We start from the raw sequence: 15363 nt of genomic DNA, 5'->3' as shown, positions 1-15363 counted from the left end.
CTGTCAAGCCGCTGCCAGCGCATTGGTTTTATCCAGATAATATTTACCGATACCGTGCAAGTTCAAAGGCGACAAGGTGAAGTGCTTCGAACCGGTATGGATATCTCGGAAGCAACGCTCGAGGAAATGCGACTTGTAAACCGCCTTCGAACCGGCCATCGAAAAGATCTGATTGACCGCGTTCACCGAGTTTTCGGTGAGTACCGATGCCGCCAGACCGACCCGTGCACTGACCGGTTCACCGAAGGTTTCACCGCGATTGATCACTTGGTGAATCGCGTCTTCGAGCAGCAACTGGGCGGTGTGCACCGACGAGATCGCGCGACCGGTTTTCTCGAAAATCACCCCTTCAAGGCCTGGGTCGGCATTCACGGCGCGGTCGTTGCGAAAGTGATCGACTGCGGCCCGGGCCACGCCCAGTACGGTGGACATCGCCGCCAGTGTGCCGAACTCGTAGTAACCGGTGGCGTAGGCACGCGAGCTGCGCGCCTCGGGCGATTGCTTGAGGCTTTCGGTGTCGAGGGAGAAGGCTTTGTTGACCAGCACCTGCGAGCATTCGAAGTGATGGCTGCCGGTGCCGCGCATGCCGAGGGTGTCCCAGGTCGGGAGGATTTTGCATTGGCTGGCCGGGACGAAGAACATCCGCACTTCTGGCGTAGTGTTGTTTTCGGTGCCTTTGACGGTGGCGGTGCAGACCAGCCAGTCGGCGTGCGCCGAACCGCTGGCGAATGCCCAACGGCCGCTGAGCAGATAATCGTCACCCATCGGCAACGCTTCGCCACCGGAGTGGATGGCGCCGATCACAAAGCCGTCGCAGTGGCTGTAGATCGCTTCAGAAGTACTTTCCGGCAAGTAGTCGGAGAGTCGGCCCATGGCCACCTGCACCGCCAACTGCCAGGACAGCGAAGCGTCATGACGGGCAAATTCGAGCAACAGGGCGGAGGTGGTCTGGATATCGACCTGGGATCCGCCGAACGCTTTGGACACCGAAGTGCGGCCAAAACCATCCTTGAAAAATTGAGACATCACATCCTTGTGCGTCGCGTTCGTCTGCTCGCTGTAATCCCGGTGCTGAACGATCAGCGGGTTCAGTGCACGTACCTTCTCAAGCCATTCACTGGATTCGGAGGGAAGGCTGTTCCATTGCATTAGATTCTTCATAACGGCTCCTAGCTATTATTTATTAAGGGTCAGCAGATGAAAAAACAGACAGAATTTTATTGTTGTTAAACCCCGATAAAAATGTACGTCTACAGTCGTACATTGACAAGCGTTATTATCAGACTTCTTGCATATTTCAGTAAAAGACCCATAACTGTCCGACAAAAACTCCAGGCGTAAAGTGTCAGCCGAACTTGCACGCAAGTTACGGTCTGTACAGTTAATTTATTACCGGGAGCCGGCGCGTCGGTCACTGACCTCCGAGAGTGATGCCCAGTCCTGATCGGCCTGACCATGGGCCATGCCATCGAGCAGGTTGTCCTTCAACACACTGGCAAACGGCAGCGGCACCTGCGCAGCTTCGCCGGCTTCCAGCGCCAGGCGCACATCCTTGAGCCCCAGCGACAGTTTGAATCCGGCAGGCTCGAATTGTTTGTCGACCATCAGTTTGCCGTAGCCCTGATAGACCGGAACCGCGAACAGCGTCGAGGTGATCATCTCGATGAAATCCGCGCGGCTGATGCCGTAACCAGTAGCCAGGGTCGAGGCCTCGGCGGTCGCTTCGATCGCGGCGGCAATCATCAGGTTGGCCGAGAGTTTGGCAACGCAAGCGCTTTCAGCGTCCGCGCCGAACGGCCAGGTCTTGCGCCCCAGCACGTCGAACAATGGCTGCACCCGCGCCAGTGCCTCGGCGGCCCCGGAAGCGAGGATGTTCAGGTTGCCAGCCGCCGCGACGTCCACCCGGCCCAACACCGGCGCCGAGACATAACCAACACCGCGCGCCTGGTGCAGGGCGGCCATTTCCCGGGCCAGGGCGACAGACACCGTGGACATGTTGACGTGAATGCTGCCGGGCGCCAGACCGTCGATGGCAGCGGCATCGAGAAACACCGCACGAATCGCGGTGTCGTCGCCGAGCATCGAAATCAGCACCTCGGCGCGAGCGGCAAGCGCCGGGCTGTCGACGGCTTCAGCGCCAGCAGCGACCAATGCTTGTAGCGGCGCTGCCGAGCGATTCCACACACGCACTCGATGCCCGGCCTTCAGCAGGTTCAGCACCATCGGTGCGCCCATCGTGCCCAACCCGATAAATCCCAGTTCCATGTCGCGCTCCCGTCTAGATGAGGTCTTCGAAATCCGTTCGAACGATGATCCACGATTGCGATTGTACGTGTACAGGCGTACATTTCAAGTGCCACGAAGATTTAACCTTCGCGGCAGGGTTTCAAACGAACCTTTACCCAAGGCAAGGAGGCTTTATGCAATTCGGGATCTACACCGTTGGCGACGTCACGCAAGACCCTACCAACGCCCGTACCCCCAGCGAATCGGAACGCATCCAGGCGACCCTGCAAATTGCGCAGAAAGCCGAAGACATCGGTCTGGATGTTTTCGCCACCGGCGAGCATCACAACCCACCGTTCATCACCTCCTCCCCCACCACGCTGCTGGCGTACATCGCAGCAAAAACCCAGCGCATCATTCTGTCGACGTCCACCACGCTCATCAGCACCAACGACCCGGTGCGCCTGGCCGAAGAATATTCGCTGCTGCAAAACCTCTGCGGCGGGCGCATGGACTTGATGCTCGGGCGCGGCAACACCGCACCGGTCTATCCATGGTTCGGCAAGAGCATCACCGACGGCCTGCCGCTGGCGATGGAAAACTATCGCCTGCTGCATCGGCTCTGGCGCGAAGAAGACATCAACTGGAGCGGTCGCTTTCGCACCCCGTTGAACAATTTCACCTCCATTCCGCGCCCGCTGGACGACCTGCCGCCCTTCGTCTGGCATGGCTCGATCCGCACCCCGGAAATCGCCGAACAAGCGGCGTATTACGGTGACGGTTTTTTCGCCAGCCACATCCTCTGGCCGCGCGAGCATTTCATGGCCCTGGTCGAGTTCTATCGGGCGCGTTTCGCCCACTACGGCCATGGCACGCCAGAGCAAGCCATCGTCGGTCTCGGCGGGCACATTTTCATGCGCCGCAATTCTCAGGATGCCCGCCGCGAGTTCCGTCCGTACTTCGACAATGCGCCGGTGTATGGCCACGGTCCATCCCTGGAAGAGTTCATGGAGATGACCCCGCTGGCCGTTGGCAGTCCGCAGGAAATCATCGACAAGACACTGACCTTCCGCGAGTACTTCGGCGACTATCAGCGCCAGCTCTTCCTGTTCGACCATGGCGGCATTCCGTTGAAAACCGTGCTGGAACAACTCGACATGTTCGGCAAGGAAGTGCTGCCGGTGCTGCGTGAAGAAACCCGCAAACGCCGCTCGCCGCTGGCCGCCGAAGCACCGACCCACGCCAATCGCCTGGCACACCTGCAATCGCTGCAGATGCCGCCTGCCGACCAACGCCCGAACGCTAAAACCGCCCAGGCGGACAGCGTCACCGGCCACTAAAACCGCAGAAAGCGAGCGTGCTCGCAAAGGCGCTCGTGCGGGGTGTTGACCCCGCCGAGCGCTTCGCCGGCAAACTCGCTCCACCTGACGCTTTGAACAATCAGGCCGCGCCCTTCAGCGAGCGCTGGGCATCCAGCACTGTCAGCACATCATCGTTGATCAACCGCGCCAGATACTGACCGTAACCGGTCTTGCTCATGCTGCCCGCCAGCACCAGCAACTGCGCGTCATCGATCCAGCCCTTGTTGTAGGCAATCTCTTCGAGGCAGGCGATTTTCAGGCCCTGACGTTTCTCGATGGCCTGGACAAAATTGCCCGCTTCCATCAACGCGTCGTGAGTCCCGGTATCCAGCCAGGCCATGCCACGGCCCATCACCGAAACGTTCAATTGGCCACGTTGCAGGTAGACATTGTTGACGTCGGTAATTTCCAGTTCGCCGCGTGGCGACGGCTGGATCTCGGCGGCAATGCGCAGCACTTCGTTGTCGTAGAAATACAGGCCGGTGACGGCGAAGTTGGACTTCGGCTCGCTCGGTTTTTCGCAAATGCTCAGGGCCTTGCCGTTGGCATCGAATTCCACCACGCCGAAGCGTTCAGGGTCCGCCACGTAGTAGCCGAACACGGTCGCGCCCTCTTCGCGGGTCGCGGCCTGCAACAGCGTTTCGCCGAAACCGGCGCCGTAGAAAATATTGTCGCCGAGCACCAGGCAGACGTTATCGTCGCCGACGAATTCGCGACCGATGATGAACGCCTGGGCCAGGCCGTCCGGGCTCGGTTGCACGGCATAACTCAGGCTCAGGCCCAATTGGCTGCCGTCACCGAGCATGCGCTGGAAACCCGGCAGATCTTCGGGGGTGGAGATGATCAGGATCTCGCGAATTTCCGCCAGCATCAGCACCGACAGCGGGTAGTAGATCATCGGTTTGTCATACACCGGCAGCGACTGTTTGGAGACGCCCAGAGTGATTGGATGCAACCGCGAGCCAGCGCCGCCCGCCAGCAGAATTCCCTTGTACTTGGCCATGCCTGTTTCCTTTTCAGCAATAGATGACTGACGCCAGCCGGCGTCATTGAACGGGAGTTGATTTCAAGCCACGCGGGCTTCTTGCAGATGATCGCCGAGGCGTTCCAGGGCATAGGCACCGGAGATCACACGAATCCACCAGGCGCGATTGTCGAGGTACCAGTCGACGGTTTTTTTCATGCCGCTTTCGAAGGTCTCCTGCGGCGTCCAGCCCAACTGCGCGTGGATCTTGCCGGCATCGACGGCATAGCGTTTGTCGTGGCCCGGACGATCCTTGACGAAGGTGATCAGGTCGCGGAAATGCGCGACGCCGGCCGGCTTCTGCGCACCACGTGCTTCAAGCAGATCGCACAAGGTGTGCACCACTTCAAGATTGGTTTTTTCGTTGTGGCCACCGATGTTGTAGGTCTGCCCCACTTCACCGTTGCTGACCACCGCATACAGTGCCCGGGCGTGATCTTCGACAAACAGCCAGTCGCGGATCTGCGCACCGTCGCCATACACCGGCAGCGGCTTGCCTTGCAGTGCATTGAGAATCACGTGCGGAATGAGTTTTTCCGGAAAGTGATAAGGCCCGTAATTGTTCGAGCAATTGCTCATCACCACCGGCAAACCAAACGTGCGATGCCAAGCGCGTACCAGATGATCCGAACCGGCCTTGGTCGCCGAATAAGGCGAACTCGGCGCATAGGCGGTCGTCTCGGTAAACGCCGGATCTTCAGGCTCCAGATCGCCGTAAACCTCGTCGGTGGAAATATGGTGGAAGCGAAACGCCTGCTGACGCTCAGCGTCCAGACGGTTCCAATAGCCGCGTGCGGCTTCGAGCATGGTGTAAGTGCCGACGATGTTGGTTTCGATGAAGGCCTGCGGGCCATCGATCGAACGATCCACATGCGACTCGGCCGCCAGATGCATCACCGCGTCCGGTTGCAGGCGCGCGAAGATTTCGTCCAGCGCCGGCTTGTCGCAAATGTCCACCTGGCAGAAACGATAACGCGGCGAGTCCGCCACCTCGGCCAACGACTCGAGATTGCCGGCGTAGGTCAACTTGTCGACATTGATCACTTCGCAGTCGGTCTCATTGAGCAGAAACCGCACCACTGCCGAGCCGATAAAGCCCGCGCCCCCTGTCACTAAAATTTTCATCAGCGCCTCCCCTGGCAAAATGATGATTCACAGTCCTTCGATACTGCCCGCCTTCAGGGGCGGGTCAGTTCAGCAATGCCACCCAGTATTGCGACAGGCCTTGCTCAAGAATCAGCAGCGTCTGGATGCAGACGAAGCTTTCGTCGGTGGTGGCCGAGGTCGAGTTGAGCGGGCCGAAACCACCGTCCTGTTTCTGGTGAGAGGCGATCCAGTCCTTCGATGCCTGCAAATGGGTCGGCTGAGCGTCGAGCAGGTACATCGCCGCGATCGCCATGTAAGTGCCCACCAGACTGACCGCTTTGCCCGGCCGATAGTGGAACGAGCCGTTGTCCAGTTGCAGGCTTTGCAGCCATGCCACGGTCTGCCGCGCGTCGACGATGCGCCGGTTGAGAATGAACAGCGTGGACACCACGCGGTACACCGAAAACGCGTCCGGTGGATAACCCGGCTTGTTGCCGAATCCGCCGCCAACGGAGCGGCAGCGCAAGGCGAACGCCAGCACCGCTTGCTCATCCGCCGCCTTGGCGCTGAGCGCGTGCAACGACAGCACGGCAAGGTTGGTGTGCCAGATATCGGAACCGAAACCCGCCACGTCACCGAAGCCGCCATCGGCGTTCTGGCACGCTTGCAGATAGCCGACACAAGCCTCGGCATCGGCCGGCAACGCACCCAGCACGCGCAGCGACAACACCGCACAGTACGTGGCGAACACATCACTGAGGTGCCCGGGCTGTTCGGCAAAACCACCGTCGATATTTTGCGAGGCCTGGATGCAGTCGATCAGGCTCGCCTTGTTTTCGATTTGCAGACCCAGCGCATGCAGATCGGAGATCACATGCAGACCGGAAAACACCTGCCACGTCTTGTCGGCGCGAAAGCCCAGCGGCGTGGTCTCGGCGGTCAGCCCGTAAGGTGTCTGGTTGGACGCCCGAGCCTTGGCCAGCCACGCGAGATAGCGCTGCAGATCGACATTGATCGACGGTACGCCACGCGGATGAATGTCCTGCACATCACCGCCGCCATCGATCACCTCCAGCTCGCGGCTTACCAGCGCGGCATCGTCGTGCGCTTGCACAACGCTGGCCGGCGCAATGGCTTGCAAAGCATGGGCTGCGGCGAGCTGGGTTTTCAGGCTCTTCAAGTGCAGCGGCAAGTACGTCAGGTTGCCGATGCTGAAGATCCCCGGCTGACGCGGCGGCGCCCAGAACTGGCGAATGAACGGCACGGTCGGGTCATCGGGCGTCGACCAGAAATAGCCTTTACCCATGAACAGCCCACCGTTGCAGGTGTCGTGAAACTCCAGCAATGCGGCTGTCACCGAGGCCCGATCGCTGTCGCTCGCGCCGCCCGGCAAGGCCTGGATCACCTGCAACAGCAACGCCACGTCATACGCCGTCTTGATCGGAAAGGGCGACTCATGATGCTTGTAGGAGGTGTGCCAGTCGCAGCGAACCTTACCGTTGATGCCGACCCGATCCCAATAGCCGCCGTAGGCCGGGTCGCGGAACAGCGCCAGGGTCTGCAACAGAAACGAGCGCGCCAGATTCGCCAGCGCGTTGTCGTCACGCACGCTGGCCAGACGCGCCAGCACCAGACTGACTTGCGCCCGCACCGCGCAACGGCTCAGTGCGACATCGACACAGGACTCGCTATCGCTGCCGGCGACGCGGGCAATCAGGTTCTCTGCGTGCACTTGCAAATGCCCGATCAGACCGAGGCCCACAGGCTCGTTGCCGATCCGCGCCAGCAGGGCCGTGGCGCTGATGTCGAGGTCGATCGACGTCGCCAGTTCCAGCGGCGTCGACCAGTCGCTGGTGTACAACCCGGCAACCGTGGACCTGGCGTAGAGCGCTTCGACCCGCTCCAGCATGGCGGCAATCACCGCGCGGTTGCTGGCGTCCTCGGGTACCCGACGCTGATAGGCAATCAATGCTGCCAGCGCATCCAGCTGCACCGCCAGTGTTCTGCAACGGCCCGAACCATGCGGCGTCCAGTAGCGATCGGCAAGTTCATGAAACCCTGCGTTCGCGACGTCGTGCAAACGCATCAGCCCTTCATGGGCAAAACGCAGCTGCGCAGCGTCGCCGTGTTCGGCCTGATAGAGCGTTGCGTCGATCTGATCCTGCAACTGCTTGTCGCTGGAAATCGCGACGTTCCCACTGGCATCGGTGACGGCAAAAAAACCGCCGAATTCGATGTCCTTGAGGCCTTGATCAAATTGAAACTGCGGATGCAGCGCCATGGTGAATCCCTCTTCCTTGAGGTTAAGCCGCTTTGCTTTCGGTCAGCGGCACAACCGTGCCGTTGCACAATTCGATGATACGGGTCGCTGCGCGTGCCGCGCCTTCGCCATCCGGGGCCGCTACTTGTCGATGCGGCGCGTAGTACGCCGGCGAGCGGGTGTCTTTCTCCAGTTCGGTTTGCACCAGCTCGACGAGACGGTCGCGGTCGTGCCCCAGGTGGGTCGGGAAACCGAGCAGTTCGAGGCGGCGCAACGCTTCAAGTTCGTGGTACTCCGACTTCGATGGCAGCACGAACAGGGTCGGAATCTGCAGTGCGGCGATTTCCGTTACGGTGATCCAGCCCGGTGCCGAGATCAGCAGTTCGGCTTCGCGCAACAGGCCCATCCAGTCCGGGTAATACGGCACGCAAACCACACCGTCCTGCGCCTGAATATCCTGACGCCCCAGCAGCACCAACTTCAGCTGCGGATTGCGTTCACGCAGGATCCTGAAGCTGTCGAGGTAAGCGGCGAGCAGTGCATCCTTGTTCTGCGCAAACATCGTCGTGCCACTGATGGACGCGACAATGAACGGCGCATCGCCAAGGTTCAGTTGCTCACGCACGTTCAGGCCGCTCTGCACATTGATGTCGCGAATCATCGGCCCGACAAAGTGCGCCTTGCCGCTGACCAGCGCTTCGGCGACCGGTGTGCCCTGATCGAGAGCTGCCACATACGGCTTGTCGGTCAGCACCAGTTGGCTCTGATTGATCATCCAGCTGAACTGGCTGTGCAGTGCGGAACGCGCACGCGCCATCTCCAGAGCATTGACCTCGAAGCCACCGTCGGCCAGGTCATGGTCTTCCAGCTGGCAAAGGGTAAAGTCATAGCGTTCGGTGACGAACACTAGCGGCGTGCCGCTGAAAATCGCTGCCAGGCAAGCGGCCATGTTGTAGTCCGAGACCAGCACGCTCGGTTTGTATTCGGCGATCAGCGCCAGATAAGAGAGGATTCGCTCACCGGACAGGAAAGTATTGGCGATATAACCGCCAATATAGTTATTCCAGTCGAGTTCCTTCGACAAGTTGCTCTTTTTCGAGTAATCCACCAGACGGCCGGCAATATCTACCACTTCGATGCCGGACTGTTCGAACAGCGGCGTGAATGTCGGCTGCAAAGAAGCCAGCGCCACGGTCAGGGGCATAGTCGGGCTTTGCTTTTTTATCGCCTGAGCGATGGAAAGCGCACGCATGTTATGACCGGAACCTGTCGGATTAGGGGCAAATAAAATCATTCTTGAATCTCCATTAGTTGAACAACGCCATGAACCACAGTGTTTTCCAATACATCCCTTATAACCACTGAGTGGGGTTTTATAACCGCACCATCACCAACACTCAGTGGACCAACCAAGAGCGCGCCCTCACCGATGACGCAACGACTGCCTATCCGCACGGGAGCCTCTTCCCAAGGCAACGAGCGGAATGAATGATCGTGGGTTGAAGCAACAATCGTGGCGCCCGCCGCCACCTCGCTGAACGCGCCGATCGACACGCCGCCGGCGGCTTCGATGACCACACCTTCACCGAGCCTGACGCCCGTGCCGAGCTCAATGCCGCCGAGCTGCGACATCCCGCCCTGACGGCTGCTGCGCCCGATCAGAATGCAGTCGCGGGCGATTTCCGCCGATGTACCGCCGCGCAATTCAGCGTCGATCAACGCTTCGTCACTGATGTCCCAGGTGGCGGCGTCCGGGTTCAACGATTTGAGCCTGGCCACCGACTGCGTTGAGCGATCGAGCATCGATGGCAAGCCCGAGCGGGCTCTTTCACGGACTTTTGCCAGCACTTGTTCCGGGCTCGGACGACCATCCTCGACCACCGAGCGGAAGCCGATGAAGCGCGCCGGGCGCCCCACCATGATGGCGTCCGCCGGCACGTCTGCGGTGACCAGCGCACCGGCGGCGATCACTGCGCCAGCGCCAATGCTGACACCAGCGTTGACGGCAACCTTGGCGCCCAGCCAGACATTCTCGGCAATACGGATCGGGGCTTGCGCGGTGCCCATGCATTGCACACCGGTGGCCAACATGCTGGAGGTGCCGATTGCGGCAAACTGCACGTCGCAGCGAAAACCGATAAAACAGTCATCACCGATCTGAACATTTTGCAGACGGGTGCCAGCGCGCACCCAGACATGGCGGCCAAGTACGCTGCCACTGTCCACTGTCGTCGAAACTTCAATTACGTTTACGTCGTCCACAATCCAGCCTCATTCCATGATGCCAAGCACAGGTGATTTGACGCACAAAGATATCCCGCGCACGCAGTCAATCGATGCGAACTCAATCATTAACTATTTATTTAAAACTTCTCTCAAAGCACGCAAGACATTGCGTCCGCGCAACTTATTAACTGACTGTTCCATTCAGTTATCGTCAATACTTAACGACGGGTGAAAGTTCACGCTTGCGCCAATGGCCAAGTCAGTTGTCTGTGTGAGAAAAAACGAATTCAAGTCGGTCCGTGACTCAGGTGTAACTCCATCAGGGTGGGAATGTCCTTTAGTACGAATGTTATAGTACAGACGATTTTCTTTTGCAATAGGTGTCCGAATGGTTATCTCGTTTTAGTCTAAAAATTTATTGAACTTTTATTGTGCATGGCAGTATTAATTCCGTCATATGTGCACGGCAATGGTGCAACACTGACTGTTACGCGAGCATTGCTGCTCAGCGCTCATAGGCATCAGGAGGTCGACCTCAGACATCCGGGCCGCTCCAGCTGACGCTAAGTTGGCGGTTCAATCCGTCATTTGCCTGGAGCCTTCATGTCCGCCCCCATCACCGTTCTGCGTGACACCCACCCCCTGCCAGTACTCGACGCCTGTAAGTGGGAAAAACTCGAAGGCGACCCGCACACCGTCAACCTCAACGCCTATACCAGCGAAGACGGCAGCAAGATCATGGGCACGTGGATCTGCACACCGGGCAAGTGGCGCGTCGAATATGTGAAGTGGGAGTACTGCCATTTCCAGGAAGGCTACTGCGTGATCACCCCGGACGGCATGGCGCCGATTCACTTGCGTGCTGGCGACATCTTTGTGATTGAGCCAGGGATGAAAGGCACGTGGGAAGTGGTCGAGACCGTGCGCAAGTATTTCGTGTTCGCCTGATAAAGCAAAAGATCGCAGCCTGCGGCAGCTCCCACACGGGAATGTGTTCCTGTAGGAGCTGCCGCAGGCTGCGATCTTTTCGGGCCGCACAAAAAAGCCGGGAAATCACCCGACATGATTTCCCGGCAAATGTCCCACGTTCACACAATTCCCTGTGGGAGCTAGCCTGCTAGCGATTGCGGTGGATCTGACAAAAATAAGTTGCCTGACACTCAGCCATCGCTAGCAGGCTAGCTCCCACAGTTTGTCCAGCGTTGTCTCTCTATTGCGGTTTGCGGTAGCTGTTGATGATCGCCGAGAAGTCTTTCCCGCCGTCACCGCGCTGGCTCATCGCCTGATACAACTGCTGCGCCACCGCGCCGAGCAACACCGGTTGGTGCGCCTGACGTGCCGCTTCCGTCGCCAGTCCGAGATCCTTGAGCATCAGCTCGGCACCGAAACCACCGGTATAGCCGCGCGATGCCGGCGCCGTTTCAACAATGCCCGGCCACGGGTTGTACATTTCCGAACTCCAGCAGCGCCCGGTCGAGCTGTTGATGATGCCGGCCAGAACCGACGTATCGATGCCCAGCGCATCGCCCAGCGCCATCGCTTCACTGACACCGACCATCGAGATCGCCAGCAGCAGGTTGTTGCAGATCTTGGCGATCTGCCCGGTGCCGACTTCACCGCAATGGACAATGTTGCGGCCCATCTGCGCCAACACCGGTTGCAGGGTGGCGAACAGTTCCGGGGTGGCGCCGACCATGAAGGTCAACGTCCCGGCGGTCGCACCACCGGTGCCACCGGACACCGGCGCGTCGGCCATGGCCACGCCTTGTTTCGCCGCTGCGGCTGCCACATCGCGAGCGGTCTGCGGATCAATCGTGCTGCAATCCACCGCCGGCACGCCTTTGCCGATGCCGGCGAGCACACCGTCCTCACCGAGCCAGACACTGCGCACATGCACCGCCGCCGGCAACATGGTGATCACCAGCTCAGCATCCTCGGCTGCTTCACGCGCTGAAGCGCGAATGCTGCCACCGAGTTGCTCCAGTTCCGCCAGCACGGTTTTGTTCAGGTCGACCAGGTTCAGCGAATGGCCAGCCTTGATCAGGTTGCGCGCCATCGGCGCGCCCATGTTGCCCAGCCCGATAAATGCGATTTTCATGGCCGTTCCTCAGCGCAGGTTGATGGTGGTGTTGACGCCGTCGTTGACGCTGTCGTCATCGAACCAGCGCGCCGTGACCGTTTTGGTCTGCGTATAGAACTGCACCACTTGCTTGCCGTACGGGCCGAGGTCGCCAAGTTTCGAGCCGCGCGAACCGGTGAAGCTGAAGAACGGCACCGGCACTGGAATCGGGATGTTGATACCGACCTGGCCGACGTCGATCTCAGTCTGGAATTTACGCGCCGCCGCACCGCTCTGGGTGAACAGGCCGGTGCCGTTGCCGAACGGGTTGGCGTTGACCAGCGCAATCGCCTGATCAAGGGTGTCGACTTCCAGCACCACCAGCACTGGGCCGAAGATTTCCTGGGTGTAGATCTGCATGTCGGTGGTCACGCCCGAGAACAGGGTCGGGCCGACAAAGTTGCCTTGCTCGTAGCCCGGCACCTTGATATCGCGGCCATCCAGTTCCAGCTTGGCGCCTTCCTTGATGCCGCTTTCGATCAGATCGAGAATTCGCGCCTTGGCTTTCTTCGAAATCACCGGGCCAACATCGGTGCCCGGCTCGCTGCCGGCATTGACGGTGAGTTTCTGTGCCAGCGCTTTCAGGTCCGGCAACCATTGTTTCGCCGCGCCCACCAGCACCACCACCGAGGTGGCCATGCAACGTTGCCCGGCCGCACCGAAACCGGCGCCGACCAACGCATTCAGCGTTTGCTCACGATTGGCGTCGGCCAAGACAACGGCATGGTTCTTCGCGCCCATCATCGATTGCACGCGTTTGCCGTGCTTGCCGGCCAAATCGTAAACGTGAGTCCCAACAGCGGTCGAACCGACGAACGACACTGCTTTGATGTCCTTGTGCGTGCACAGGCCATCGACCACGTCTTTGCCGCCGTGAACCACGTTCAACACGCCGGCCGGAACGCCCGCCTCGACTGCCAGTTCCACCAGCAACATGGTCGACAGCGGATCCTGTTCCGAAGGTTTCAAGACGAAGGTGTTGCCGCAAGCGATGGCCATCGGGAACATCCACAGCGGAATCATCGCAGGGAAGTTGAACGGGGTGATGCCGGCGCACACACCGATTGGCTGGCGCAGCGTGTAAGTATCAACACCGCCGGCGACGTTCTCGGCGAACTCGCCCATTTGCAGAGTGCCGATCGAGCAAGCGTGTTCGACCACTTCCAGGCCACGGAAAATATCGCCCTCGGCGTCGGCAATGGTTTTGCCCTGCTCGGCGCTCAGGACGACGGCGATGCGTTTGGAGTGTTCGCGGATCAGCGCTTGCAGCTTGAGCATGATGCGCATGCGCGCGCCGATCGGGGTCAGTTTCCAGGTCTGGAACGCACGCTGGGCGGCGCTGACGGCGGCATCGACTTCAGCGGCGGTGGCAAACGGTACTCTCGCCAGCACTTGCTGAGTCGCCGGGTTGACGATGTCGTGCCATTCGGTGGTCTGCGATTCGACCCATTCGCCGTCGATCAGCAGCTTGACCGTCTGCAGCGTGGTTTCGTTGGGCGTAAGCGATGCGTTCATGCTGGTCTCCGAAACTTGTTTTTATCGTAGGAGCCAAGGCGAAGGGTTCGCCTTGAGATGAGGCGTGTGTCACGAATTGGTTGTCGGACTGTTTTTGGAGTATAGATGTGCAAACTTCTAATAAGAACGCACATATAAGCCCGTCCATCATGCAAAAAAACATCACCTCTTTAGGCTCGCTGAACTGGGACGACCTCAAGTTTTTCCTCGAAGTCGCCCGTACCCGCAAGGCCAGCACTGCCGCCAAACGCCTGGCCGTCGACTACACCACGGTGTCGCGACGGATCAGTTCGCTGGAAGCGGCGCTCGGTACTTTGCTGTTCGAAAAATCGCGCACCAGCGGCTTTGTCCTGACCACCGAAGGTCAGCGCTTGCTCGGTTACGCCGAGTCAATCGAAAGCACCCTGCACATAGCCTGCGAGCAGGTCTCCGGTTCCGGCGTGGCGCTGTCCGGGCATGTGCGCATGGGCTGCACTGAAGGTTTCGGCAGTTTTTTCATCACGCCGCAGTTGAGCCATTTCGTCGACGCCTACCCGGCCATCTCGGTGGACATCCTGCCGCTGCCGCATTTCATCAGCCTGTCCAAGCGCGAAGCCGACATCGTCATTGCGCTGGAGCGGCCGGAGCATGGGCCGTACGTCTGCTGCAAGCTCTGCGACTATCGGTTGCAGCTCTACGCGACCCAGGACTATCTCGACAAACACCCACCGATCCGCCGCCCGGCAGACTTGGGCAAGCATCAATTCATCAGTTATGTGGATGATCTGGCGTTCAGCTCGGAGCTGCTTTATCTGGCCAACGTGCTGCCCGGCGCCAGCGCGAATTTGCGCAGCACCAGCGTGATCGCGCAATTCGTCGCGGCGCAGCAAGGGCGCTCGCTGGCGATTCTGCCGTGCTTCCTCGCCGCGCAGGATCCGCGCCTGCTGCCAGTGTTGCCGGAGGAGATCGACATCACCCGACAGTTCTGGATGTACTGCCGGGAGGATCTGCGCAAGCTCAAGCGGATTACCCTGTTGTGGGATTACATCCGCGAGGTGACCGAACGCAATCAGGCGCTGCTGATGGGAACAACTGGCGAGATGCAGTTTGCCGATTAGTCGTTGCTGACCACGATCGCCACCCGGCGGTTCTCGGTGCGGCCTGCTGCCGTGCTGTTGGAGGCGACCGGCTCTTTGCTGCCGAGGCCCTGCAACTGGATGTTTTCCTGCTTCATGCCCACCGTGCCGAGTACGTTGGCAACGCTCTTGGCCCGGCGCAGGGACAGTTGCTGGTTGTAGGTTTCCTTGCCCGAGGCGTCGGTGTGGCCATCGACCCGCACGCGCTCGATGCCGACACCGAGCAACGCTTTGCCGATACGTTCGACGATCTCGGTACTTTCCTTGTTCAGGCTTTCGACATCGCTGCCAAACAGCACCTTGCCCGACAGGCCAAATTCCCAGCCCTCGTCGGTCAGTTCGAAACCTTGTTGTTTGAGCACCGCGACTTGCGCCGGGGTCAGGCCTTTTTGCGGCGCAGTCTGGCAACCGGTCAGGGTCAATGCAGCCAT

General features: G+C 59.7%; 13 protein-coding genes. 3 read left to right on the top strand and 10 right to left on the bottom strand.

The window, feature by feature from the left end; all coding sequences use genetic code 11:
* Positions 1 to 3: 3 nt before the first annotated feature.
* Complete coding sequence (locus C2E19_RS04800) at positions 4 to 1161, bottom strand: oxidoreductase (protein WP_129388759.1); 1158 nt, start codon at positions 1159 to 1161, stop codon at positions 4 to 6.
* Positions 1162 to 1389: 228 nt separating this feature from the next.
* Positions 1390 to 2298 carry an NAD(P)-dependent oxidoreductase gene (locus C2E19_RS04795; protein WP_346772244.1) on the bottom strand — a complete coding sequence of 303 codons (909 nt, stop codon included), beginning with the start codon at positions 2296 to 2298 and terminating at the stop codon, positions 1390 to 1392.
* 122 nt (positions 2299 to 2420) lie between these two features.
* Between C2E19_RS04795 and C2E19_RS04790 the strand changes: the two genes are divergently transcribed.
* Positions 2421 to 3566 (top strand): LLM class flavin-dependent oxidoreductase, encoded by a 1146-nt coding sequence (locus C2E19_RS04790; RefSeq protein ID WP_129388753.1) that lies wholly within the window; start codon positions 2421 to 2423, stop codon positions 3564 to 3566.
* A 100-nt stretch (positions 3567 to 3666) separates the two neighbouring features.
* On the opposite strand, the gene rfbA is transcribed toward C2E19_RS04790, so the two are convergent.
* The 5 genes from rfbA to C2E19_RS04765 form a co-directional block, all read right to left on the bottom strand.
* Positions 3667 to 4590, bottom strand: coding sequence for a glucose-1-phosphate thymidylyltransferase RfbA (rfbA, locus tag C2E19_RS04785; RefSeq protein ID WP_129388750.1), 924 nt, complete (start codon positions 4588 to 4590; stop codon positions 3667 to 3669).
* Positions 4591 to 4653: 63 nt separating this feature from the next.
* Positions 4654 to 5736: a dTDP-glucose 4,6-dehydratase gene (gene rfbB, locus C2E19_RS04780; RefSeq protein WP_129388747.1), complete on the bottom strand. Its 1083-nt coding sequence runs from the start codon at positions 5734 to 5736 to the stop codon at positions 4654 to 4656.
* Between the two features lie 64 nt (positions 5737 to 5800).
* Positions 5801 to 7978, bottom strand: a complete 2178-nt coding sequence (locus tag C2E19_RS04775) for a prenyltransferase/squalene oxidase repeat-containing protein (RefSeq protein WP_129388745.1) — start codon at positions 7976 to 7978, stop codon at positions 5801 to 5803.
* Positions 7979 to 8000: 22 nt separating this feature from the next.
* On the bottom strand, positions 8001 to 9209 hold the full coding sequence (locus tag C2E19_RS04770; protein WP_256661281.1) for a hypothetical protein: 1209 nt from the start codon (positions 9207 to 9209) through the stop codon (positions 8001 to 8003).
* Positions 9210 to 9247: 38 nt separating this feature from the next.
* Positions 9248 to 10219 carry a DapH/DapD/GlmU-related protein gene (locus C2E19_RS04765; protein WP_129388739.1) on the bottom strand — a complete coding sequence of 324 codons (972 nt, stop codon included), beginning with the start codon at positions 10217 to 10219 and terminating at the stop codon, positions 9248 to 9250.
* Between the two features lie 567 nt (positions 10220 to 10786).
* Between C2E19_RS04765 and C2E19_RS04760 the strand changes: the two genes are divergently transcribed.
* A complete protein-coding gene (locus tag C2E19_RS04760; protein ID WP_008083343.1) occupies positions 10787 to 11131 on the top strand; it encodes a cupin domain-containing protein in 345 nt (114 codons plus the stop codon).
* Positions 11132 to 11393: 262 nt separating this feature from the next.
* On the opposite strand, the gene mmsB is transcribed toward C2E19_RS04760, so the two are convergent.
* Both mmsB and C2E19_RS04750 read right to left on the bottom strand, forming a co-directional pair.
* Positions 11394 to 12281, bottom strand: a complete 888-nt coding sequence (mmsB, locus tag C2E19_RS04755; protein WP_129388736.1) for a 3-hydroxyisobutyrate dehydrogenase — start codon at positions 12279 to 12281, stop codon at positions 11394 to 11396.
* 9 nt (positions 12282 to 12290) lie between these two features.
* Positions 12291 to 13817 (bottom strand): CoA-acylating methylmalonate-semialdehyde dehydrogenase, encoded by a 1527-nt coding sequence (locus C2E19_RS04750; RefSeq protein WP_129388733.1) that lies wholly within the window; start codon positions 13815 to 13817, stop codon positions 12291 to 12293.
* A gap of 149 nt (positions 13818 to 13966) precedes the next feature.
* Here C2E19_RS04750 and C2E19_RS04745 point away from each other — a divergent pair, with 149 nt between their 5' ends.
* On the top strand, positions 13967 to 14914 hold the full coding sequence (locus tag C2E19_RS04745; RefSeq protein WP_129388730.1) for a LysR family transcriptional regulator: 948 nt from the start codon (positions 13967 to 13969) through the stop codon (positions 14912 to 14914).
* Here the strand turns inward: C2E19_RS04745 and C2E19_RS04740 are convergent.
* Positions 14911 to 15363 (bottom strand): OmpA family protein, encoded by a 453-nt coding sequence (locus tag C2E19_RS04740; RefSeq protein WP_174823960.1) that lies wholly within the window; start codon positions 15361 to 15363, stop codon positions 14911 to 14913. The two genes, C2E19_RS04745 and C2E19_RS04740, sit on opposite strands and share 4 nt — an antisense overlap.

The organism is Pseudomonas sp. DTU12.3 (assembly GCF_004124275.1).
Lineage (GTDB): Bacteria > Pseudomonadota > Gammaproteobacteria > Pseudomonadales > Pseudomonadaceae > Aquipseudomonas > Aquipseudomonas helmanticensis.
Note: the sequence above shows the minus strand (reverse complement) of the source record. Positions and strands in the feature narration are given on the sequence as shown.